The organism is Marinomonas sp. 63XJN7_9_ISO-PGPR-S23-217, from assembly GCF_056173515.1.
In genome coordinates this window covers 2,179,613-2,200,736 of the sequence record NZ_CM149678.1, presented here as the reverse complement: position 1 = coordinate 2,200,736, position 21,124 = coordinate 2,179,613, and the positions used below count along the sequence as shown (strand labels likewise).

Genomic DNA, 21,124 nt, shown 5'->3' with positions numbered 1-21,124 from the left:
GATGTAAGTTCTTGTTTAGAGGTAATACATGTCTCTCATTGCTTTGAGTTTTTTGCCTATCTGCATCCCATTCGCCTACCTTCTTGGCGGCTGGTATGTTGGACGCGCTACGACTACTGGAGTGCCAACCAAAGCCACTTGGTTGAGCCGTGGTCTATTGGTCGTTTTTTTTATGACCTTTCCTGTTAGCTATTTCTTCGCCGATGCGTGGCAATCTTCTGACTTAATCCGTCACACCTCATTAAGTCAGGTCATGTTAGGATTAGTGACCATTATGGGCTGGGTACTGATAACCTTCTCCCGTAACTACATGGCTGGTCAGTCCAATAGCAATCGATACTACCGCTGGATGATGTTTACTTTGGCATCTGTTGCTATCACAGTGACAAGTAACCACTTAATCATTTTCTGGCTGGGGTGGCTGGGCATTAGCTTGTCTCTACATAATTTGCTGACCTTCTATCCAGATCGGCCTCGTGCCATCCTAGCGGCCCATAAAAAATTCATCTTAGCGCGTATTGCAGAGTTGTCCTTGTTGGTGGCCTTTGTATTGCTTGGCCTACAACATGGCACCCTCTATATCAGTAATATTTTGAGCAGCTTAACCATCGATTCCTACGCGGGATACCACCTCACGACACCAGATCAAATCGCGGCGATACTCATTGCTTTTGCCGCCTTAATCAAATGCGCTCAGCTTCCTTTTCATGGTTGGCTCATACAAGTGGTCGAATCACCAACTCCAGTCAGTGCTTTGCTTCACGCCGGCGTCATTAACCTAGGGGGTTACATGGTGCTGTTATTTACGCCACTGGTCGCGCAAAGTACCACGGCTCTTTGGTTACTACTGTTAGTAGCAGGGTTTTCGACCTTAGCCAGTGCCTTGGTCATGACCACTCGTATCAGTGTCAAAGTTCGTCTTGCTTGGTCCACCAGCGCACAAATGGGACTAATGTTGCTCGAATTCGCTTTAGGGATGTATGAGCTGGTGTTATTGCACTTATTGGCTCACTCTTTCTATAAAGCCTATTCATTCTTAAATTCCGGTAATGCGGTTAACGATCACCTTCGTCTACTGCTGTCAAAGCCTTTTGTTAAAGGTATGCCCAAAAAAGAAGTACCAAGCGGACAAGAGTGGTTTTCGACCATCGCCATCACCACCGCCTGTGTCGTCGTCGTAAAAGCCTTATTTGATTTTGAAGGCGCCTTTAGTACTTGGTGGTTATTTTCTCTGGCACTGACCGTCTTGATTATCCAGTGGCGAACATCCGAACATGCTCCCTCAAGCGTCTACACCATGATAGTGGGCCTCTCACTGTGTGTGGTTTACGCCACATTGAAGAAACTCATCGACCTGACGATTCCTATTTCAAACATTGGTCATATTAACGCCTTTTCTTTGGCCGACGTCTGGGCAATGCTGCTCTTTACCAGCCTCTTTGTACTGAATGCACTACTGTATTACCAAGTACACTGGCCGGCAGTGCGCAGGCTATCTATTGCCTTGTTCGCTGGCCTGTATCTAGACGAATGGCTCACTCGTGTTGCCCTTAAAATCTGGCCTGTCACCTTACCTGCCAGAGCAAAGGAACAACATATTTCTCCTGTTACCATTAATTCACCCGCTAAACCATAGGAAAATTGCATTATGGTTATGACTCACACACAAGATCTGTCACCATCTGAGCCAATACTCAGTTCATGCCAGCAGGCGATCTTGACGCATGCGGCAAGTAACATCGCCCCCAGTTGGCCACTAGACAAACTCATTGCGGTTAACCCTCTGTGGTCAATGGTGAACCAACCCTATGATCAGGTCGCCACTGAGCTATCGGCCCTAGCAAATATTAGGGTTCATCTGCCTCTGGAGACTTACATAGCCTGGTATGAAGAAGGTCGAATTCAGCTCGATAAGTTGGAAAAAGCCGCCAAACAGTATGGCCTTACGTTATGCTCTACAGAACTGCTAAACCACTTAAGCAAACCGCGCTTTCAACCGACGTCATGGCAGTCCATTGCTGACCTAGCGGACCAACAGCGCCCAGCGACCAAAATGTCCTGGCATGATGAAATCACCCATCAAGTGAGTCAGTTCTGTGCGGCCCATTATCAAAAACAAAGTCCGACCTTAAGACAGAAAGACAGCCACCATGAGATTGGGCTATATCCTCATTGGTTAGAAATCACCACCGAAGACCGAGGCCTAAGCATTATCATGGGAGAAGCCAATCTCAGTCGTTTTTTCCACGAATTGCCTAAAGACCAAAACGAACTGTTTGCGTTGGCCATACGAGAGCTTGGCATAAATGACGAAGCCTTAGCCGTCTACGCGTATGCCTTGCTGCTCGATATTAACGGTTGGAGTAGCTATCTTGCTTATTTAAACTGGCCCAGCAATACAGAAGGTGATCAACAAGAACAGCATGTTATGGCTTTGCTTGCCATCAAAATGGCGTGGGAACTTGTTATTTGGCGTTACTTAAATCACGCCAAACCAGCCTCATTGAGTAGAATAACCAAGAAATGGACATTGCAAAAAAAGAACATTGAATCTTTGTACAATGCCCATCGCGATGCTCTAGTAATACCTAAGATTTGGACATTAGCGTTGGAATACAGCGAACAAGCCGATTTTCACCGCACATTACAAGAACCAGCACCATCACAGGAGGCATTCGACAGTCCACAACTGCAGGCAATTTTTTGCATCGATGTTCGCTCCGAAGTGTATCGTCGTGCCTTAGAAAAACAATCCAATCACATTCAAACATTGGGGTTTGCAGGCTTTTTTGGATTGCCCATTGAATACCAAGCAAAAGATACGCAGTTCACCAGACCACAGTTACCAGGCTTGCTTAGCCCTGCGATTACCGTGAGCGAAACCAAGTCGAATACCAAGCACGTCCATCACCAACAAAATGAAGCCCGTTGGCATCGTTGGGGACACGCAGCACCTGCTGCCTTCTCCATGGTTGAATCTATGGGATGGTGGTATGTCTTTAAAATGTTTAAACAGACCCTCTTTCCAAAACGCCAAGTTCATCCGGTTAACCGTCTCGCTCCTAACACCCAATGGCAACTCACTCAACAGGGCATGATATTAACGGACCAAGACAAGGCGAACCTAGCCAAAGGCATATTGGATACCATGGGGCTGAAACACTATGCCCCTATCGTCATGCTAGTCGGCCATGGTAGCCACACCAGCAACAACCTCCATGCTGCTGGACTAGAATGTGGAGCCTGTGGCGGACAAAGTGGCGAAGTGAACGTCAAAGTTTTAGCCACGTTATTAAACGACACAAAAGTACGGACGCTTTTGAAGCAAATGGGTGCCAATATTCCCGACACCACACAATTTATCGCTGCACTACATAACACCACCACAGACCAATTGACTTGTTTTGAATCCGTCGATAGAAAAATTTCAGACTGGTTAGAACAAGCCACTTATCTCGCACAAAAAGAGCGTGCCAAAAAGCTCGATGCGTCACTTGTCGACTTATCCAACTTAGAGCGCTTTCATGCCTTTATTCAACGGGCGAATGACTGGTCACAAGTCAGTCCGGAATGGGGGTTGGCAAACAACCACTCCTTTATCATTGCACCGCGCCATAAAACCCGCCATATGGACTTAAAAGGAAGAAGCTTTCTACACGATTACGATGCGAACCATGACCCAGATTTCAGCATTCTAGAACGTTTGCTAACGGCCCCTATGCTGGTAGCCCACTGGATCAATATGCAATACAACCTTTCCGTCACAGACAACTATAAGTTCGGTAGTGGTAACAAAGTGCTGCACAACGCTGTAGGCGGTAATATCGGTGTATTTGAAGGCAATGGTGGGGATCTGCGAATTGGTTTACCGATGCAATCCATCAGCGATGGCACTAACTGGATGCATACCCCTGTTCGACTCACTGTCTACATCAACGCCCCTAAGCATGCCATTGAACAAATTACCGCTAAGCACGATATCGTCAGACAACTGATCGACAACGATTGGCTTTATTTATTCCAGTGGGATAACGGTAACAACATTGAACGCTTTTATAAAAAGGAATGGTTAAACACATCAACAGATAGGTAAGCTTATTGTTAAAAGGAATGGTTAAACACATCAACAGATAGGTAAGCTTATTGTTAAAAGGTTACAAGATCTTTGCACTGCAACCTCGTGTAGAGATCTCTATAATCAGTTTACAACAATGAACAAATACGTTGAGATAGCATGATTAAGTAAAACACTTTCTCCCAGTTAGTTTGGGCACTCAAGCCCAAACTGACCCTTACTCAAATTCTCTATTTGAAACTTATCAGCTCCTACAATGCACCGCTATGTGACATTTTTTATAACAAACAAGCAAGCTGACAATAAAACTTCATCACTTCCTTTTTTTATGCAACAAAAAAGCAAAATACTGAACATAAAAATCAACAAAACAATGTAGCATTTTGTAACAGAAACAAGGATGCTTTTATATAAAAAAAATGTAACACACAACAAATACAACTATAAGATCTGGAGTGCTCCATGAAAAAAAGATACCTAAGCCTATCTTTAACCACCGCCCTTGCAACTACTGCTTTTCTTGGCCTAGCCTCTACACAGGCATCCGCATCCGATTTAACCGTGCGATTTGCATGGTATATGCCACCGCATACTGCTACAGCGAATCAAGCAGAGACCATTGCAAAAAACATCAAAGAAATGAGCCATGGTAGCATTAAAGTGCTTACCTACCCTTCTGGTTCTCTCCTCAATGCCTCTAATATTGCCAATGGTTTGGCCAACAACACGGCTAATATGGGCGTTAATGCTATGCACTGGTGGTCTAAATATGCGCCAGCGCTACAGTGGGATACCATTCCTTTTCTTGCACCAAATGCGCCAACATTACTAAAAGCGTTACATGGTAAGCTGGGTAAAGATGTCGACGCTATTATGGAAAAACACGGTGTTCATGTTGTTGCTTGGGGCTTCTATGGTTATGCCACTTCTTATATCAATAACAAAAAACCCATCGTTACTCCAAGTGACTTAAAAGGGTTAAGAATGCGCTCTGAGGGCAGCCTTTCTGCTATGTTCCTTAAGAGCCAAGGCGCCACTCCAGTTGCCATGGACTCCAGTGAAGTCTATACATCTATGCAACGAGGCGCTTTAGATGGCGCAACATCGGGTCTATCGACCATCACGTCACGTAAATGGTTTGAAGTAGGTAAATACGTTACCGCAATCCACTATGTACCTTTGGTTTACCCTGTTCAAGTCAACCTACAATGGTGGAAAGGACTAACCCAACAACAGCGTGACCTGATCACCAAAGCGGCCAAGGCATCCGAAAAAGCAGCCGTACAAGACATTGAAAATGAATTTACTAATGATATCAAGTTCCTGAAATCTAAAGGCAACCAAGTCACGCAATTAACTGGGAAGCAGTTAACGCCTTGGAAAGAAACCGCTGGTGTCATGGAGCGTAAACTGTATCTTAAAGAAACAGGGGCAACTGGTCAGAAAATTTTGGATGACCTAAAACCCTACAGCAACTAACACGCCTCCTTTTTCTAGGTAAATTCAATGACACATCCAACTGAGACATCCCCATTTGGCCGTTTGGTCAAATGGGTAAGGGATTTCACGGGAGGGCTGGCTAAATTAGTCAGCATCATCGCGGCACTATCCCTCATCTTATTATCCATGTCCATCATTGCTGGTATTGTCCTGCGCATGATGAACATAGACAATTCTTGGACTTACGACCTCGATTTATTTTGTCTAATTTGGTTAGCCTTTACGGGCACAGTTGCGACGGCAATGGGCCGCCATCATGTGACAGCAGGCATTGCCATAGAAAATCTAATCGGGCGGGGAAAGCTACTGATCATTCTGCGCTTTTTAATTCTGTTTAGTTTTTTGTGTTTTATGTCGTACGCAGGCTTTTTGCAGGCATTAGACAGCTTCACCATGCAAGAAATCACCTTAGACGTGGTTCAGTGGCCAGTGTGGGTTGCGAAGGCTGCTGTTCCCATTGGGATTGGTGTCTGGGCGGTGGCTGAATTACATAAGTTCATACTGGATATCAGCCAAACCGATTAGAAACATTGCTACGACACATGTTTCATAAATTCGCGACTTCGTGAAAAAAGTCTCGATTAATTAATATTTATTGGAACTCATCAATGACCTTTACGATCACTATCTGTGCCTTGGCTGTACTCATGATTCTGGGTTTGCCAATCTCCGTATCACTACTCATTAGTGGTATGCTCGGTTACATGATAACCATTGGTGTTGGGCCTGGCATTAACGCGCTCACACAAACAGCCTATAGCGACCTCAACTCTTTTGTTATTATTGCCATTCCGCTCTATATCTACATGGGTCAGCTCATGCTCAAGGGGGGAGCTGGAAAAGACTTATTTAGCTTTGCTCATCGCATAACAAGAAAACTTCCTGGTGGTCTCGCCATCGCTGCTACCTTAGCCAGTACTATCTTTGCTGCGATTTCAGGCTCCTCCACGGCCACTGCTGCGACTATTGGTTCGATTAGTATTCCTGAAATGCGTGAACGTGGTTACCCAAAACGACTCAGTGCCGGCTGTGTTGCCGTATCGGGTACATTAGGGATTTTGATACCGCCAAGCATTTCGTTCATTCTCTATTCATTAGTTACCAATAGCTCTGTTAACCAGTTGTTTTTAGCAGGCATTATTCCCGGCTTAATGTTGGCTGGATTGTTTTCGCTCTATTCCATCTATGCCATGCGTAAGCATCCCATTAACCCTACAAATAGCGAGCAATCGGCAGAGGCGAATGCCCCTATCACCTTTGATATGATTGCCAGCTTGTTATTGATTCCAGTGGTGCTGGGCGGGATCTATACGGGATTATTCACCCCAACAGAAGCCGCTGGTGTCGGGGTGATCTATGCCCTATTACTGACCATATTTGTTAAGCGCAGTTTATCACTTAAACTCTTCTGGCAAGCCACCATGGCCAGTGTCGAAACCAGCGCCATGATACTGATGTTAATCGCAGGGGCATCCGTATTTGGTAATACGCTATCACTTCTGCAAGTGCCTCAAGACGTAGCGCAATGGATAGATTCACTGAATTTATCCGCCATTCAGTTTTTAATCTTAATCAACATCCTTTACTTAATACTGGGTATGTTTATGGATGCGGCCGCGGCGATTCTTGTCACTGTTCCCATTCTGTTACCAGCACTACAAGCATTGGATATCAACCTTGTCTGGTTTGGCGTGATTCTGGTTATCAATATGGAAATCGGGGCCGTGACGCCACCTGTTGGCATGAATCTATTTGTGGTTAAAGCCATCTGCGAAGATTACACCATTAAGGACGTACTGGTTGGCGCCTTTCCATACGCCATGATGGGGCTGCTAGGACTAGTATTGATTATGGTCTTCCCGGACATTGCAATGTTCTTACCCAACCTATCTCCAAATTAACACCCAAGAGCGACCTATAGAAGAAATATAGGTCGCTCTTACTTAATTAATAAAAAAAAGCGAACCAAATGTTCTGATTCGCTTAAAGTAGGGGTCTCTAATCTATTGCCATTATCAGCTAGGCTAGTTCTAACCTATGCATGACGATAATAGCCGTACTCATTTTCATATTCTTCGTATACATCACGAGGCATTTTCTTTGGCGCTCTCATCTTATGAAAGGCCGCTTTCATGCGCGTTGCTTTGGCTTGCAAACGCTCAATACGTCTTGATACCGTTCGGCTTGTACGGCTGGCAGCATTGTCGATAGCATAATACATATCGGCTTGCCGCTCGTTTATCACCACTTCTTTCTGGCCATTGATTTTAACCAAGACTTGGCAGTGTTTGTCTTCACCACCCTTAGGACCGTTAACATCCGTCAGCATAACGGTCACTCGTTGAATATTGTCATAACGGGAATTCAATGCAAAATTCAGACGACGTTTTACATAAGCTTTCAAGCTTTTAGTAAGAGATAAACGACGTGCTTGCACTTTGATTTTCATCTTCTTCTCCTTTACCCAAGAATGGATAAGTTATGTTTGAAACTTTAAGTTAGCTGCAAAATCTCCTAAGATATAATCGATTTATTCAGAAAAATAATCAGTTTTTCTCGAACTATTGGTGAAATATGATCAATTTCAAGCATTTGCATTACTTTTGGGTGGTGGCTAAGCAAGGTGGTATTGCCAAAGCCAGTGAGAAATTACATATCACACCACAAACCATCAGTGGACAAATCCAGTTACTGGAAGAACAGTTTGGCAAAGCCCTTTTCGTCAAGGTAGGACGTAATCTTAAGCTGACGGATACTGGCCGTATGGTACTCAGTTACGCCGACGAAATTTTCTCTCTGGGCAGCGAACTAGAACAATCCGTGCGCACCGCGTCGACCGATAGGACCCAATTGCTGCGAGTCGGTATTGCCGATTCCATCCCAAAGTCCATAGCCTATCGCCTCCTCGCTCCAGCCATGACACTAGAAGACCCGGTTCGATTGGTTTGCAAAGAAAACAGTTTAGAAGATTTACTTGGCGCACTGGCGCTGCACAAACTGGACTTGATCATCGCCGATGGGCAAATTCCCACGCAACTGGGCGTGAGGGGCTTTAACCACTTTTTAGGGGAATGTGGCACCTCTTTTATGGCCTCTCCCACGCTAGTGGATACGTTTAAAACCACCTTCCCTGAATGCCTCGCAGGCGCGCCTTTTCTCATACCAAGCGACCAATCCTTGATCCAGATACAACTTTTACAATGGTTAGAAAAGCATAACATTCACCCAAAAATCACTGGCGAATTTGATGATCGCGCACTAATGAAAACTTTCGGACAAGCTGGCGTGGGCGTATTTATCGTGCCATCAGCCATTGCAGAGGAAGTCGCCGAGCAATTCAAAGTCAAGATCATTGGCAACACTGAAGAAATTCGCGAACAATTCTATGCCATCTCGACAGATCAACGTCTCTCCAATCCTGCGATTATCGCGATTAATGACGCCGCAAAGGATTGGTTAGAATAATATTGGCTGGTCATTATGACCATTCATGGTGTAATTTGATAAATCTTCGATAGATATTCTGTTATGTATCGATCATTATCACCATTATCTTCTTGTCAATCGGATTGACAAGATAACAGCAATCGGATGAAAAGAGAGCACGATGCTTGACGACTGTTTAAACTATCTCTGCCACAAAATGAATGAATCAATCAGAACATCCTTTGATCTAACAGAGGATATTGTTGTGGTCTCACCTCCTACGGATACGGACACCCATGGTACGACCAGTATTGAAAATAAAATATTAGTCTTTATCAGCAATTTAGAGAAGGATACTTTTTCTAAACCAGGCCCTCAGATGACAGCCTTTCAAGCTGGTCAACGCTCAACAATAAGCAACAAGCCGTTGTACCTATCTATCTCTGTCGTCATTGCGGCTCATTTTTCAGGAATGAATTACACAGATGGCCTAAAAATACTGTCTCATCTATTCGCTTTCTGCCATCGAAATCCGGTTTTTAATCGTCAAAATGCACCTGATCTACCAGAAACGCTAGAGCAGTTGGTATTGGAAATGGAAACGATCCCTAGTGGTGAGCTAAGCCACATGTGGAGCATGTTGGGTTCGCGCTATCTCCCGTCTTGCGTGTATAAAGTTCGTGCAGTCATACCTAACAGTGAAACCATCCTAACGCAAGTTGGCCAATTAAGTCTGACTGATACAAACTTATTCAAAAAGGACACATGATGGCTTCTTATCAACCGTATCTATCAATAACCATCACACATAGCTTTTTTACATCAAATTTAGCGCAGCAAATTCATTTGGTACCGACATCAGCGACTCAAAAGTGGCTTGAAAAAAACCAGATGTTCATCAAAAATACCGCTGGAGGAATAGGTATTTTTTTTGATCAAGATGCGCTAAAAGCAACGCCATCTATTCAAGACTCACAGCATTTACAATTCAAACTTTTTAGTGGTGATGCTTATTTCCGAAATTATACCAATATTCCTTTACCACATTCTCTTTGCACCGCAGAGTTTGATATTTTGGTTAATCATTCTGAAAACTTAGAATTCTCCCCAAAGCAATGGCTATCACCTGAACAACTACTTGATTATCCAAAAAATATCATCTCGCCTTATGATATAAGTCAAAACCTAGTCGGACTCATAAATCTTGAAATTTCTGCAGACCAATACTACGAAGCAAACAAACATATCACCCTATCTTATGAACACTGCGAGACCTATTGGAAATACTATTTCCTCTCAATAAAATATTCAGACCAACTTCTGATTGATGATCCTAAAAAAACCTATTCATTTGAATTTCAAGAGCTTGAGCAAATGAACGGTCGTAATAATGTCATAACATTCCGCTCCAACACCCCAATTCCAATGCAGCAACGCCGCAACACTCCCTTTCAATTAAGGGATCAATATCAGCTCATTCTTCGAGCGCTCCCAATTGCGCACCCAAAAAATATCGAAATAATTACCCAAGAAAACACTTACCATCGTCTATGTCATATTTATGTCGCGTAGATCAAACAACAACTTAAAACAATGTCGCACCCCGCAAAAAAGTGCAAACAAAAAGGAAGTAATATGTTCAAGCAGATTCAAGACGATATTCTCTTGATTTAAAACCTCTTTCGATCTTCTATTAGACAAGCTTAAGCATAATATGATGCTTAAGAGTAATCGTTGAAGCGCTCAAATCTCGTTTTATTACTTTACTTAAAGACTAAAGTTACCTGATTGGTTTATGCATTGGATTCATGTTGGCATTGGAGTACATTGCTGTTAACAAATTGAATTAGCCCTTCTTCTGCTTTACTTAGGGAAAAGTAATGAGACATCTCATACTATAAGGATAAGGATTTTATTATGGGTGTCATGAAAACACCGGGTGTGTACATAGTCGAAAACAATGCTTTTCCAAACTCAGTTGTCGAAGTGGCGACCGCAGTACCTGCCTTCATAGGCTATACGGAACAAGCAAGCAATGGCGGAAAATCCCTTCGAAATCAACCATGGCGCATTACTTCTATGTCGGAGTTTCGCCAATATTTTGGTGGCCCCTCTCTGCATACCTTTGAAATAAGTGAGGTCGGCGATGACAAAGAGGCCAGAGAAGTATTCCAACAAGGCGATGTCGCCTATCAAATCAAGCAAGACAATCCCCGCCATTTTTTATATTACAACATGTTGTTCTTTTTCCAGAACGGCGGAGGCCCCTGCTATATTGTATCCGTTGGCAGTTACAAAGATGATATATCAGGAAAAGCGCTGAAAGATGGCATTACACCGTTAATAAAAGAACAAGAACCAACCATGGTAGTTATTCCAGAAGCTGTGCAACTGGCAGAAGATGACTGCATAAACGTCCAACAAGCCGTACTTAGCCATTGCGGTGGGAAAATGAAAAACCGCGTTGCTATTTTGGATGTTTGGGAGGGGTTTAAAGACCGCCAACACCCAGATGGAGACTGTATCGAAAGCTTTCGTTCTAAATTAGGCACGAATTATCTCGACTATTCAGCCGCCTATTATCCTTGGCTCAACACCTCTATTGTACAAGATGATGAGCTCAGCTTTAATAACATTAGCAACCTGGACAAACTTACAGAACTGCTCACCGATGAAGTGAATCTTAGTTTTAAAGATTTAGAAGGTTTAACGGACGAAGAGCTCAATATGGGAGGAAACAAACTCAGAGCAACCAGAAAACAGCAAATGCTAGATGAGATTGCAAAACTCGCTAGTGCTCCTTCTGGTTCAGAGCAAATACAACTCAACAAAATCTTGTCTACCATCTGCCCACTTTACCAAACCATTTTGGCGGATATAAAGTTCCAGCAAAATATTCTACCGCCCTCAGCAGCCATGGCTGGAGTCTATACCATGGTTGATAATGCCCGTGGCGTATGGAAAGCCCCTGCGAATGTCAGTCTAAATGCCGTTGTCTCTCCAACCGTGAACATTAGTGATGATGAGCAAGAGGATTTGAACGTTACCACGCAAGGTAAATCTATCAATGCGATTCGTCCATTTATCGGTGAAGGTACACTGGTATGGGGAGCCCGGACATTGGATGGCAACAGTCTGGATTGGCGCTATGTAAACGTGCGTCGAACCATGATTATGCTGGAAGAATCGATCCGCCTAGCGTCGAAAGCCTATGTATTTGAGCCGAACGTTGCCAACACATGGGTTTCCATGGAAAGCATGATTAGCAGCTTTTTATATGGAATTTGGAAGCGCGGTGGTTTAGCTGGAGCTGCGCCAGCAGACGCCTACAGTGTTAGTGTTGGATTGGGAAAAACCATGACGCCAGATGACATTTTAGAAGGAATTCTTCGCATTACCGTACTGGTTGCGATTAGCCGTCCGGCTGAATTTATTGAAATCACCTTCCAGCAACAAATGCAGAAATCGTAAACCACTAACACGAACGCCTAGATCACTAGGATGGTAAATACATTTAAATAGGAGAATCCCATGGCAGATGATGGATCAGCACAGTCAGAAACCGTATGGCCAATGCCAAAATTCCATTTTGAAGTGAAATGGGAAGGTGGTGCTGGAGCCAAAATGGTTGCTGCATTTCAGGAAATATCTGGGCTCGATACGGAAGCTCAACCCATTGAATACCGTGCGGGTAATAGCAAAGTATTCTCAACCATAAAAATGCCTGGCATTGTGAAAACCAGCAACGTGACGTTGAAAAAAGGCATATTTAAAAGTGACAATAAATTCTATGATTGGTATTCAAAAATCAAAATGAACACCATTGCAAGAACCCCTGTCACGATCAACTTACTAGATGAATCTGGTAGCCCAGTAATGACCTGGAAGTTGACAAATGCATGGCCAACGAAAGTCAGCGGCACGGATCTAAAATCAGATGGAAATGAAGTCGCCGTTGAGACAATTGAATTGGCTCATGAAGGATTAGCGATCTCAGTCTAATTTACTTCGTAAAACCAGCCATCACACTTATGATGTGATGGCTGGGTCTCAAATTCATCATAAATAATAGAGAAAAGGTATAAATGTCTGAACAATGGCCCCTCCCTGCATTTCATTTTAGTGTTGTGATTGACAACAACACGAAAGATGCTGCTTTTCAAGACGTTTCTGGCATTGAATCTCAGGTGGAAACGGAAGAGTACAGAGAAGGAGGAAATAATTTAGTCTATTACCTTCCTAAAACTATCAAACATAGCAATCTATCCCTTAAAAGAGGGATAGCAGATTCTCGATCTACATTAGTTAAATGGTGCCAAAATACTATGGAATCGCAATTGGCCAAGCCTATTCAGCCCAAAACCATTTCTGTGCGACTTCTGGATGAGAAAGGATCGCCGTGTCGCGTCTGGGTATTTTATAATGCCTACCCGACAAAATGGCGAGTGGATGGTTTTCAGAGCACTAAAAACGAAGTTGCCATTGAAGAGATTGAGGTTTGTTATAGTCAAATGGAAAGAACCCTGTAACGATTCCCTATAAAAGTAAAATAGTAACTATGCCTATTGAAGTAAAACAAATGACAATTCAGTCGAATATCAATACAAACTCGATTGAAAATTCACAAAAAGAAGAACAAAACAATCCAAATATTAGAAGCCAACAAAAACAATCTCCTCATGATGGGGAGCAGTATCAAGCCATGAAATTGGTATATTCTAGGTTAGGACAGAACAGGCGGGAGCGCTAAAAGATGGTGGACAAACTTAAAATTGAGTCTATATCACCTTCTGGAAAGGTATCAACAACCTTTAATACAACACTCAACCCTAACTCTATCAAACATGATTTAGGGATCGGATACACAAACGACCCATTGCTACATCCTCAAGCACAAGGAGATATAGCCCCAAAGGTAGACTTTCAAGGATACCAAAGTGAGAAGCTTGATTTTGAGATTATGATTGATGCGACAGGCGTCATTGAGCAAAAGAAAGCGAAATCCGTACAAGATCAATTGGCGTTACTTAAAAAAGCGACATATGCCTATAATGGCAAACAGCATGAGCCCAACCCCGTCATAATCACTTGGGGGAAGACACTAAGTTTTAGAGGTCGGTTAACCTCAATGGGGATATCCTATGTGCTCTTTGATACCAATGGTGTCCCACTGCGAGCAACAGTAAGTTTAAAGTTTACAAAGTTTCTGACGGAAAAAGAAAAGCAAGCCATAGCAAAAAAGTCGTCACCAGATCTCACACATATTGTTGAATTTAAAATGGGCGATACTCTCTCTCAGCTTTGTCAGGAAATTTATAACGACAGTTCGTACTATATGGATGTTGCTCGAGCGAACCAACTCGTTAGCGTAAGACAAATAGCACCAGGCACCAGACTTTACTTTCCACCTCTGGTCTAATTAAGGAATTTTTATGGCTAACTCCCCTGCGACTAATCTCTCTGGTGTGACCACATTTACCATCAAAGCAAATGGCACCACGATTAACAGCGAATTTGGTGTTATTGCAATCCATGTATTTTATCAAGTCAATCACATAGCCTCTGCGGAATTAGTATTAAGTGACGGTAATATTTCAACACAAGCCTTTAATGCCAGTGAAAGTGATACCTTTAAACCGGGTACCAAAATCAGTATTAGTGCAGGCTATTCAAGTGAAGAAGCCGTCATCTTTGAAGGTATCATTATCTCCCATGCCATCCGCATTACTAACAGCAACCAATCCACCCTTAATATCACTTGTAAAGACCAAGCGATTACCATGACAATGGCTCGCAACAGTCAAAGTTTTTTAAAACAATCAGATAGCGACATAATTAGCACTCTGATTGGCAACTATTCTGGTCTTACTGCTGAAAAAATAGACAGTATTTCAGAGAAACACGCTGAATTGGTCCAGTTTAATTGCTCTGACTGGGATTTTTTGCTAACGCGAGCAGAAGCCAATGGTCTGGTGGTCAGTAACCAATCCAATAGCCTCTCGGTAACGGCTCCCGCCATTGATAAAGCACCTGAACTGGTCGTTACCTATGGAACGGACTTGATTGATTTTTCCGCCGAAATTGATGCCCGCCATCAACTCAATAAAGTAACTGGCATTGGCTGGGATCCTAGCCAGCAAAAAATACTCAAAGGGCAAGCCGCCGCAACGTCGATTTCCGATCAAGGCAATTTCAGTGACAGTGATCTCGCAAAAGTATTAGATATAAATGACTACCGTTTGCAAACCTCCGGCAGTCTTACGCAAGAGATGTTGGAAAGCTGGGCCAAAGGTCAACGGGTAAAATCCATGCTAGCCAAAGTTCGAGGTTCACTTACCTTTCAAGGTAATGCCAAAGCAAAAATCAATACCCTCATACAACTGGCGGGGGTGGGTGACCGATTCAATGGATCCCACTATATCGGCGGAGTGCATCATCAAATAGAAAACGGACAATGGCTCACCACAGTCGATTTAGGGCTCTCCCCTATGTGGTCCACTGAACACCGTGACCTTGGTGCACCACCAGCCGCAGGTTGGTTACCTCCTGTGGATGGATTGCAAATTGGACTTGTCAGCAAACTGGACGAAGACCCGGAATCCCAGTTCCGTATTCAAATAGAAATTCCTGCTCTGGGAGATGAAAACAATTTGGTTTGGGCAAGACTGGCCAGTTACTACGCCACCAAAAAAAGCGGTAATTTTTTCATCCCTGAAATAGGTGATGAAGTCATCATTGGTTACGTCAATAATGACCCTAGCCAACCCATTGTGCTAGGCAGTCTATACAGCAGTCAGCATACTACACCTTATGATTTAACCGCAGAGAACAACACCAAAGCAATTGTGACCAAAAACCAACTGAAAGTGGAATTTAATGACAAAGATAAAGTGATTACCATCGTCACCCCTGGCAACAACAGCATTACCATCAGTGATAAAGGCAAATCCATTACCCTTTCAGACCAAAATAAAAACACCATTACCATGGATGATAGTGGTATCACCCTTGATAGCCCGAAAGACATCACCCTATCAGCGAAAGGAAAAATTAACTTAAAATCAACCAGCAACACGAGTATTGCTGCACAGGCAGATGTCAAAGTACAAGGACTTAACGTTAACTTAGAGGCGCAAACAGGGTTCACCGCCAAAGGTTCCGCCACGGCAGAATTGTCCGCCTCAGGCATGACAACCATCAAAGGTGGTTTAGTTAAAATTAATTAAAGGAGAAGATTATATGACATTTGCAGCAAGACTGACGGACATGCATGTCTGCCCTATGGTCACACCAGGATTACCTCCCATTCCTCACGTGGGTGGGCCAGTGATTGGGCCAGGCGTCCCTACGGTTCTGATTGGTAATCTTCCTGCGGCGGTTGTTGGCGACATGTGTACTTGCGTCGGGCCACCATCCACCATTGTGAAAGGATCAACGACGGTTCTCATTGGTGGAAAACCTGCGGCGAGAATGGGAGACAGTACCGATCACGGAGGCTCCATAGTATTGGGTGACCCCACTGTCATGATTGGCGGATAATACTACAACCGCTTGTAACCTAATAACGTGCTCTTAAGAAAAGGAATGTTAGTGGAAAAGGAATTTAAATGAGCAAACGAAATGCTTTTCTTGGTTCAGGGTGGGCTTTCCCGCCCACATTTGCGCCATCAAACCAACGTGCCACCTTAAGTCAGGACGAAGAAGATATTCAACAAAGCTTATCAATACTTCTGTCTACCTCTCCTGGTGAGCGAATCATGCGCCCTGACTATGGCTGTCGACTCAGTCGTTTTGTGTTTGCCGAACTCAACCAAACAACCCTCACCGAAATCGAATATGAAATTCGACAAGCCATTTTATTATTTGAGTCGCGCATAGATTTACAAGAAATCCATATCCAACCTAACGCAGAGAAAGGCCAATTAATGATTAGGGTTGAATACCTGATTGTAACAACCAATACGCGCAGCAACATGGTCTATCCATTTTATTTACAGGAAGGAACCTTAATCAACCCAAGCCTACTTCCAGCTCGTGATGGACAGGATGCATAGCCCATGACAACGCGGCAGCAACGCAACAACAAGGCACTTTCGCCGCATTTTTTTCAGCTTCAGGAACAAAGCTTTGAACAGCTATTAGTTTGGGCCAAACGATTTGCCCGACTGGTGCCTTATCGCGATCAAAACGATCAAGCAGCGGGGCATTGGGGAGGCATGTTCGAGCAAAGTGAACTGGTTGTTAGTGCGGCCGTACTCAGCATCAATCTGGACCAATACAAACGGCAATTTAAGCAGGCTAAGCAATTAGGTGAGGCGTCAACACAGCAATATCTGCTCCACTTATACCACCAACTCAATCAATGGTATGTGCACCTACCAAGTTCTCCAGATATTGCTTATCAACTAAAGTTCACCTTATTAAATCTTTTTCAGACGCATCTGGCTGCCCCTCTGAAACAACTCTTAGAAAATATCTCCCCTGGAGATCGCCCAGATATTAGCCAGTTCGATCCACTTTGGGGGCTGGATAAGCTCGCCTTAGATCAGCGTTTATTGCCAAAGCCTTTGGACCATTCACAATTCTGTTTTTCAAAAATTCACCTTGTCATCACTCGACTACAAAACACATGCCAGAGCATACTCACCGCCTCTCTAAAACAAGGCGAACACGCTCCACAGTTAGCGCTTTACATTAGCTTCTTAAAACTGTTTGAACGCGCACAACAAAAAATCAATACCTTTACCCAACGGCATTTACTCTTTTACTACCAAGATGTTCTACAACAAGATTATAAAAAAGTACCTGACGACCAAGTGTATCTAAAACTGTCACAATCACCGACCAGTTCGACCCCAGCCGAGATCATCAAAGGGAGGATTTTTAGTCCTGGCAATAACGCACAGTTTCAACGAGTCGACTACCAAGCAACGTATCCGATGGTAGTGACCGATGCAGAAGTGACGCACGCGTTTAATTTGACCTTACACAGGGACCCACAAGCCTCACCGGAAAGAGAAATGGGATTCGTGTGCGGCATTGATACGCAAAAAATCATAATGACAGCGGATGCAAAAGGGCCCGATTTTCCTAAAACCCAGCGTTTTCGAATGTTCGGCACACCCGTTGAAAAAAATGCTTCCCTAGAAAACTCGCCAACACAAACCATGGGGCTGGTTATTTCAGACCCTATTTTATCCATGGCAGAGGGACAACGAGAACTCACCCTACGCTTTAATCTACAAGAAGTTCGCCAAGGGATGATAGAACAACAGCTTTATCTATTCAGCGAGTTCAAAGACCACCAAGATCAAGAGTCAGATATTCGAACACTATTAACCCCATTCTTTGAACACTTACTTATTATACACAGCCATCTTCTTGACCATGTCGATAACAAGATTTCAGCCAGCCAACTGGTCGAAAAGCTGCAGCCCGAGCAAATACAAGAATTGACGTCACATTCTCCAGCACAGCAATTTCATGATATCTATCGCTTATTTTTCCTCACCTTACTAAAACAGACAGAACAGCTACAACAAACAGAACCGCTGCAACAAGCTGCGCGACAAAAAGAAAGCAAACAGCAAGACATCTTTTTTGGTATTTTTGGTCAATTAATTTGTCGGCACATTCTGAGTCCGAATGACTGGCTGACAGAAAACGACATAGACAGTATTTGTCAAAATGCCAAAATGCTCGCAGACAAACAAATTATCGACTCTGTCGCCCTAGAAACCATACAGAACCTATTGTCTCACTCTAAAACCACCGCCTTTTATCAACTATTTAATGGCGTCTTCCAAGTAGACATTACCACCTCCGAAGGCTGGAAAAGCATCCACAATAGTCAAATACACCCAATTAATGAAACAGCGGATGACAACACAACATCCCAAGGAATGGGCTTCATATTATCACTAAAAATGGACCCAGGGTTTTCAGCGACGGTACCAGCTACGCCAGAACAACACGGACAACACGGACAACAATGGTCTTTACCTCATCCGGCATTACGGCTCACCCTCAAAAAGCAAACCAATTGTTACCCATACTCCATTTTTCGAGGGTTTGAATGGTCCAATATGTCCATTCATTGTCAAGTCACTGGCATGACACGCTTCCAGCTATACAATAATGATGGACAAACAGACCCCAGCCAGCCGTTCTTGCCGTTTGGTGCTCAACCAAGTGACGAGTCCTATCTAGTCATTGCCAATGAGGAGCTGGCTCGTAAAAACATAAAATCGCTCACTTTCCAAATGGATTGGGCCGATTTACCCAGAGGCAGTGATGGGTTTAGACAGCATTACGAAGGATACCCCCATCTTGTTAAAAACCACAGTTTTCAAGTCAGCACCGATGTTTTAAATAACGGCCAATGGACAACCCTCGGCCCTTTGAGTCAACCTTTGTTTCAGCCCGCCGTTGGGCTGTTAGAAAAGAGCAGCTCTCTTCGGATCAATGCAATGCAGCAAGCCTTCACCCCAGTAACACAAGGCTGGCCAACGACCCCCTTTAGTCCTCAATCTGGCATTCGCAATGGATTATTCAAGATCAAACTGAATGGGCCACAAAACGCCTTTGGTCATCGTGATTATGGGCCACTCTTTAGCCAAGTACTCACTGCCAATGCGAAAACAAAAAAGCCTAAACCGCTGCCCAATTTACCCTATACCCCCATATTAAATCGCTTTTCGGTGGATTATGAGGCCGATAGTCATATAGACCTGACCCGCTTAGATTCAGACCATCAAGGGAAAATCATTCATTTACACCCATTTGGTGAATCACAAATCTATCCCCCTATTGAGGAAACCCGTCGTCGTCTCCCTAGACTCATGCCAGATTATCAACTCGATAGTCAGCTGTTTATTGGTTTATCTGCTTCTCAGTTATCGGGGTATCTCAATGTGTTTTTTCTTTTTGATGGTTCTTCAAAGCTATTAACGCCCTATCCATCAACCAGTTACCATTGGCATTACCTGGTGAATAACGAATGGATTGCCATTTCTTCACAGAACATCATTCACGATACCACCCAAGGGTTCCTTACCACTGGCATCGTCACACTGGATATACCAGAAGACATCAATACCACACACCAGATAATGCCCAACGGCGTCTACTGGCTTAGAGTCAGTACCAATCATGGCGTAAACCGATATCCTAATTGTTTGCATGTCGCCACTCATGTACTGCAAGTGAGTGGACGATGCGACCCGACGCTTAGTACCTCATTCAGTGAATGGAAAGAATACCCAAGACAGCCAAATCTCAGCAAGATCGTGCAATTGACGCCAATGAAACAAGCGCGAGAACAAGAAACGCAGGAACAATGGATCACTCGGGTTAGCGAAACCTTACGTCACAAAGGACAAGCCATTACACCCTGGGACTATGAGCGCTTAGTGTTGGAAAAATTCACAGATATTGGCGCTGCCTATTGCTTTTCGAGTCGTCAATTTGATCATCAAGAAGCGGCTCCTGGAAAAGTATTACTGATCGTGACACCCAGAAAAACCGACTGTCAGCACTCGCCTTGTCAGCCTAAAATGGTGGACGCTACAGCACTGCTGAGCATTCGCAACATGCTGCAATCCGTTGGCCGTCAAGGATTACAGGTCGAAGTGCGTAACCCCGGCTATGAGAAAATCCAAGTCCGCTGTCGTGTGTCATTTCATGCAGGTGTTCACCATGGCCTCGCTTTACGCCAATTAAATTACGCCCTCCATTGCGCCCTGTGCCCATGGCAAGAAAACAGCATGAATCAGGGGCTTGGATGGCAATTGTCTTTAAGCAAACTGGCCTCGTTTATCAACCAGCAACCCAATGTGGCCAACGTGAGTGGCATCTCGGTACTGAAAATCAGCCAACAACAAACCCGATATGCACTACAGGACAGCGCCAGTACACAGCAGCCAATTAAAGCCCAATACCCTTGGTATCTTTTGATACCAACGGAGCATCATTACATCCAAATCGAAAACGACAACATAACCATGCTCCCTGAACCAACAGGCATTGGAGAGCTCGTCATTGGCGAAGAATTTATCATCAACCCAGATAATGCAGCCATCACCAATACAAACGCCCCTGCATTAGACGATGGAACAACTTAAT

18 protein-coding genes are annotated in these 21,124 nt (G+C 43.8%); 17 read left to right on the top strand and 1 reads right to left on the bottom strand.

The window, feature by feature from the left end:
• Positions 1 to 28 precede the first annotated feature (28 nt).
• From AC0VYI_RS10205 to AC0VYI_RS10185, 5 genes are all read left to right on the top strand, one after another.
• A complete protein-coding gene (locus AC0VYI_RS10205; protein ID WP_475449103.1) occupies positions 29 to 1,636 on the top strand; it encodes an NADH-quinone oxidoreductase subunit L in 1,608 nt (535 codons plus the stop codon).
• 12 nt (positions 1,637 to 1,648) lie between these two features.
• Positions 1,649 to 4,093, top strand: a complete 2,445-nt coding sequence (locus AC0VYI_RS10200) for a YbcC family protein (protein ID WP_475449102.1) — start codon at positions 1,649 to 1,651, stop codon at positions 4,091 to 4,093.
• A 444-nt stretch (positions 4,094 to 4,537) separates the two neighbouring features.
• Positions 4,538 to 5,554 (top strand): TRAP transporter substrate-binding protein, encoded by a 1,017-nt coding sequence (locus AC0VYI_RS10195; protein WP_475449100.1) that lies wholly within the window; start codon positions 4,538 to 4,540, stop codon positions 5,552 to 5,554.
• Positions 5,555 to 5,581: 27 nt separating this feature from the next.
• On the top strand, positions 5,582 to 6,100 hold the full coding sequence (locus AC0VYI_RS10190; RefSeq protein ID WP_475449098.1) for a TRAP transporter small permease: 519 nt from the start codon (positions 5,582 to 5,584) through the stop codon (positions 6,098 to 6,100).
• Between the two features lie 83 nt (positions 6,101 to 6,183).
• On the top strand, positions 6,184 to 7,476 hold the full coding sequence (locus AC0VYI_RS10185; protein ID WP_475449096.1) for a TRAP transporter large permease: 1,293 nt from the start codon (positions 6,184 to 6,186) through the stop codon (positions 7,474 to 7,476).
• A gap of 134 nt (positions 7,477 to 7,610) precedes the next feature.
• Here AC0VYI_RS10185 and AC0VYI_RS10180 read toward each other — a convergent pair whose 3' ends face one another.
• Positions 7,611 to 8,024 carry an HPF/RaiA family ribosome-associated protein gene (locus AC0VYI_RS10180; RefSeq protein WP_199478257.1) on the bottom strand — a complete coding sequence of 138 codons (414 nt, stop codon included), beginning with the start codon at positions 8,022 to 8,024 and terminating at the stop codon, positions 7,611 to 7,613.
• Between the two features lie 125 nt (positions 8,025 to 8,149).
• Between AC0VYI_RS10180 and nhaR the strand changes: the two genes are divergently transcribed.
• The 12 genes from nhaR to AC0VYI_RS10120 all read left to right on the top strand — a co-directional run bounded on the left by nhaR (position 8,150) and on the right by AC0VYI_RS10120 (position 21,123).
• Positions 8,150 to 9,040 carry a transcriptional activator NhaR gene (gene nhaR / locus AC0VYI_RS10175; protein ID WP_475449093.1) on the top strand — a complete coding sequence of 297 codons (891 nt, stop codon included), beginning with the start codon at positions 8,150 to 8,152 and terminating at the stop codon, positions 9,038 to 9,040.
• 142 nt (positions 9,041 to 9,182) lie between these two features.
• Positions 9,183 to 9,770: a Pvc16 family protein gene (locus AC0VYI_RS10170; protein ID WP_475449092.1), complete on the top strand. Its 588-nt coding sequence runs from the start codon at positions 9,183 to 9,185 to the stop codon at positions 9,768 to 9,770.
• Positions 9,767 to 10,573, top strand: coding sequence for a hypothetical protein (locus AC0VYI_RS10165; protein ID WP_475449090.1), 807 nt, complete (start codon positions 9,767 to 9,769; stop codon positions 10,571 to 10,573). Before AC0VYI_RS10170 ends, AC0VYI_RS10165 begins: the two co-directional genes overlap by 4 nt.
• A gap of 345 nt (positions 10,574 to 10,918) precedes the next feature.
• Entirely contained in the window at positions 10,919 to 12,472 is a 1,554-nt protein-coding gene (locus AC0VYI_RS10160) for a phage tail sheath family protein (RefSeq protein WP_475449088.1), read from the top strand.
• A 60-nt stretch (positions 12,473 to 12,532) separates the two neighbouring features.
• Complete coding sequence (locus tag AC0VYI_RS10155) at positions 12,533 to 13,003, top strand: phage tail protein (RefSeq protein ID WP_067016490.1); 471 nt, start codon at positions 12,533 to 12,535, stop codon at positions 13,001 to 13,003.
• 83 nt (positions 13,004 to 13,086) lie between these two features.
• The gene (locus tag AC0VYI_RS10150; protein ID WP_475449086.1) at positions 13,087 to 13,530 is read left to right on the top strand and encodes a phage tail protein; all 444 of its coding nucleotides are present in this window, start codon (positions 13,087 to 13,089) and stop codon (positions 13,528 to 13,530) included.
• Positions 13,531 to 13,559: 29 nt separating this feature from the next.
• Positions 13,560 to 13,751 carry a hypothetical protein gene (locus AC0VYI_RS10145; protein ID WP_067016486.1) on the top strand — a complete coding sequence of 64 codons (192 nt, stop codon included), beginning with the start codon at positions 13,560 to 13,562 and terminating at the stop codon, positions 13,749 to 13,751.
• 3 nt (positions 13,752 to 13,754) lie between these two features.
• Positions 13,755 to 14,420, top strand: coding sequence for a CIS tube protein (locus AC0VYI_RS10140; protein ID WP_475449084.1), 666 nt, complete (start codon positions 13,755 to 13,757; stop codon positions 14,418 to 14,420).
• A 13-nt stretch (positions 14,421 to 14,433) separates the two neighbouring features.
• Positions 14,434 to 16,227 carry a type VI secretion system tip protein VgrG gene (vgrG, locus tag AC0VYI_RS10135; RefSeq protein ID WP_475449083.1) on the top strand — a complete coding sequence of 598 codons (1,794 nt, stop codon included), beginning with the start codon at positions 14,434 to 14,436 and terminating at the stop codon, positions 16,225 to 16,227.
• Positions 16,228 to 16,240: 13 nt separating this feature from the next.
• A complete protein-coding gene (locus AC0VYI_RS10130; RefSeq protein WP_067016480.1) occupies positions 16,241 to 16,540 on the top strand; it encodes a PAAR domain-containing protein in 300 nt (99 codons plus the stop codon).
• Positions 16,541 to 16,608: 68 nt separating this feature from the next.
• Entirely contained in the window at positions 16,609 to 17,055 is a 447-nt protein-coding gene (locus tag AC0VYI_RS10125; RefSeq protein WP_475449080.1) for a GPW/gp25 family protein, read from the top strand.
• 3 nt (positions 17,056 to 17,058) lie between these two features.
• Entirely contained in the window at positions 17,059 to 21,123 is a 4,065-nt protein-coding gene (locus tag AC0VYI_RS10120; protein WP_475449079.1) for a hypothetical protein, read from the top strand.
• Position 21,124 lies beyond the last annotated feature (1 nt).

Coding starts and splice junctions, on each gene's coding strand:
- AC0VYI_RS10205 (WP_475449103.1), top strand. CDS start 29: ATGTCTCTCATTGCTTTGAGTTTTTTGCCTATCTGCATCCCATTCGCC.
- AC0VYI_RS10200 (WP_475449102.1), top strand. CDS start 1,649: ATGGTTATGACTCACACACAAGATCTGTCACCATCTGAGCCAATACTC.
- AC0VYI_RS10195 (WP_475449100.1), top strand. CDS start 4,538: ATGAAAAAAAGATACCTAAGCCTATCTTTAACCACCGCCCTTGCAACT.
- AC0VYI_RS10190 (WP_475449098.1), top strand. CDS start 5,582: ATGACACATCCAACTGAGACATCCCCATTTGGCCGTTTGGTCAAATGG.
- AC0VYI_RS10185 (WP_475449096.1), top strand. CDS start 6,184: ATGACCTTTACGATCACTATCTGTGCCTTGGCTGTACTCATGATTCTG.
- AC0VYI_RS10180 (WP_199478257.1), bottom strand. CDS start 8,024: ATGAAAATCAAAGTGCAAGCACGTCGTTTATCTCTTACTAAAAGCTTG.
- nhaR (WP_475449093.1), top strand. CDS start 8,150: ATGATCAATTTCAAGCATTTGCATTACTTTTGGGTGGTGGCTAAGCAA.
- AC0VYI_RS10170 (WP_475449092.1), top strand. CDS start 9,183: ATGCTTGACGACTGTTTAAACTATCTCTGCCACAAAATGAATGAATCA.
- AC0VYI_RS10165 (WP_475449090.1), top strand. CDS start 9,767: ATGATGGCTTCTTATCAACCGTATCTATCAATAACCATCACACATAGC.
- AC0VYI_RS10160 (WP_475449088.1), top strand. CDS start 10,919: ATGGGTGTCATGAAAACACCGGGTGTGTACATAGTCGAAAACAATGCT.
- AC0VYI_RS10155 (WP_067016490.1), top strand. CDS start 12,533: ATGGCAGATGATGGATCAGCACAGTCAGAAACCGTATGGCCAATGCCA.
- AC0VYI_RS10150 (WP_475449086.1), top strand. CDS start 13,087: ATGTCTGAACAATGGCCCCTCCCTGCATTTCATTTTAGTGTTGTGATT.
- AC0VYI_RS10145 (WP_067016486.1), top strand. CDS start 13,560: ATGCCTATTGAAGTAAAACAAATGACAATTCAGTCGAATATCAATACA.
- AC0VYI_RS10140 (WP_475449084.1), top strand. CDS start 13,755: ATGGTGGACAAACTTAAAATTGAGTCTATATCACCTTCTGGAAAGGTA.
- vgrG (WP_475449083.1), top strand. CDS start 14,434: ATGGCTAACTCCCCTGCGACTAATCTCTCTGGTGTGACCACATTTACC.
- AC0VYI_RS10130 (WP_067016480.1), top strand. CDS start 16,241: ATGACATTTGCAGCAAGACTGACGGACATGCATGTCTGCCCTATGGTC.
- AC0VYI_RS10125 (WP_475449080.1), top strand. CDS start 16,609: ATGAGCAAACGAAATGCTTTTCTTGGTTCAGGGTGGGCTTTCCCGCCC.
- AC0VYI_RS10120 (WP_475449079.1), top strand. CDS start 17,059: ATGACAACGCGGCAGCAACGCAACAACAAGGCACTTTCGCCGCATTTT.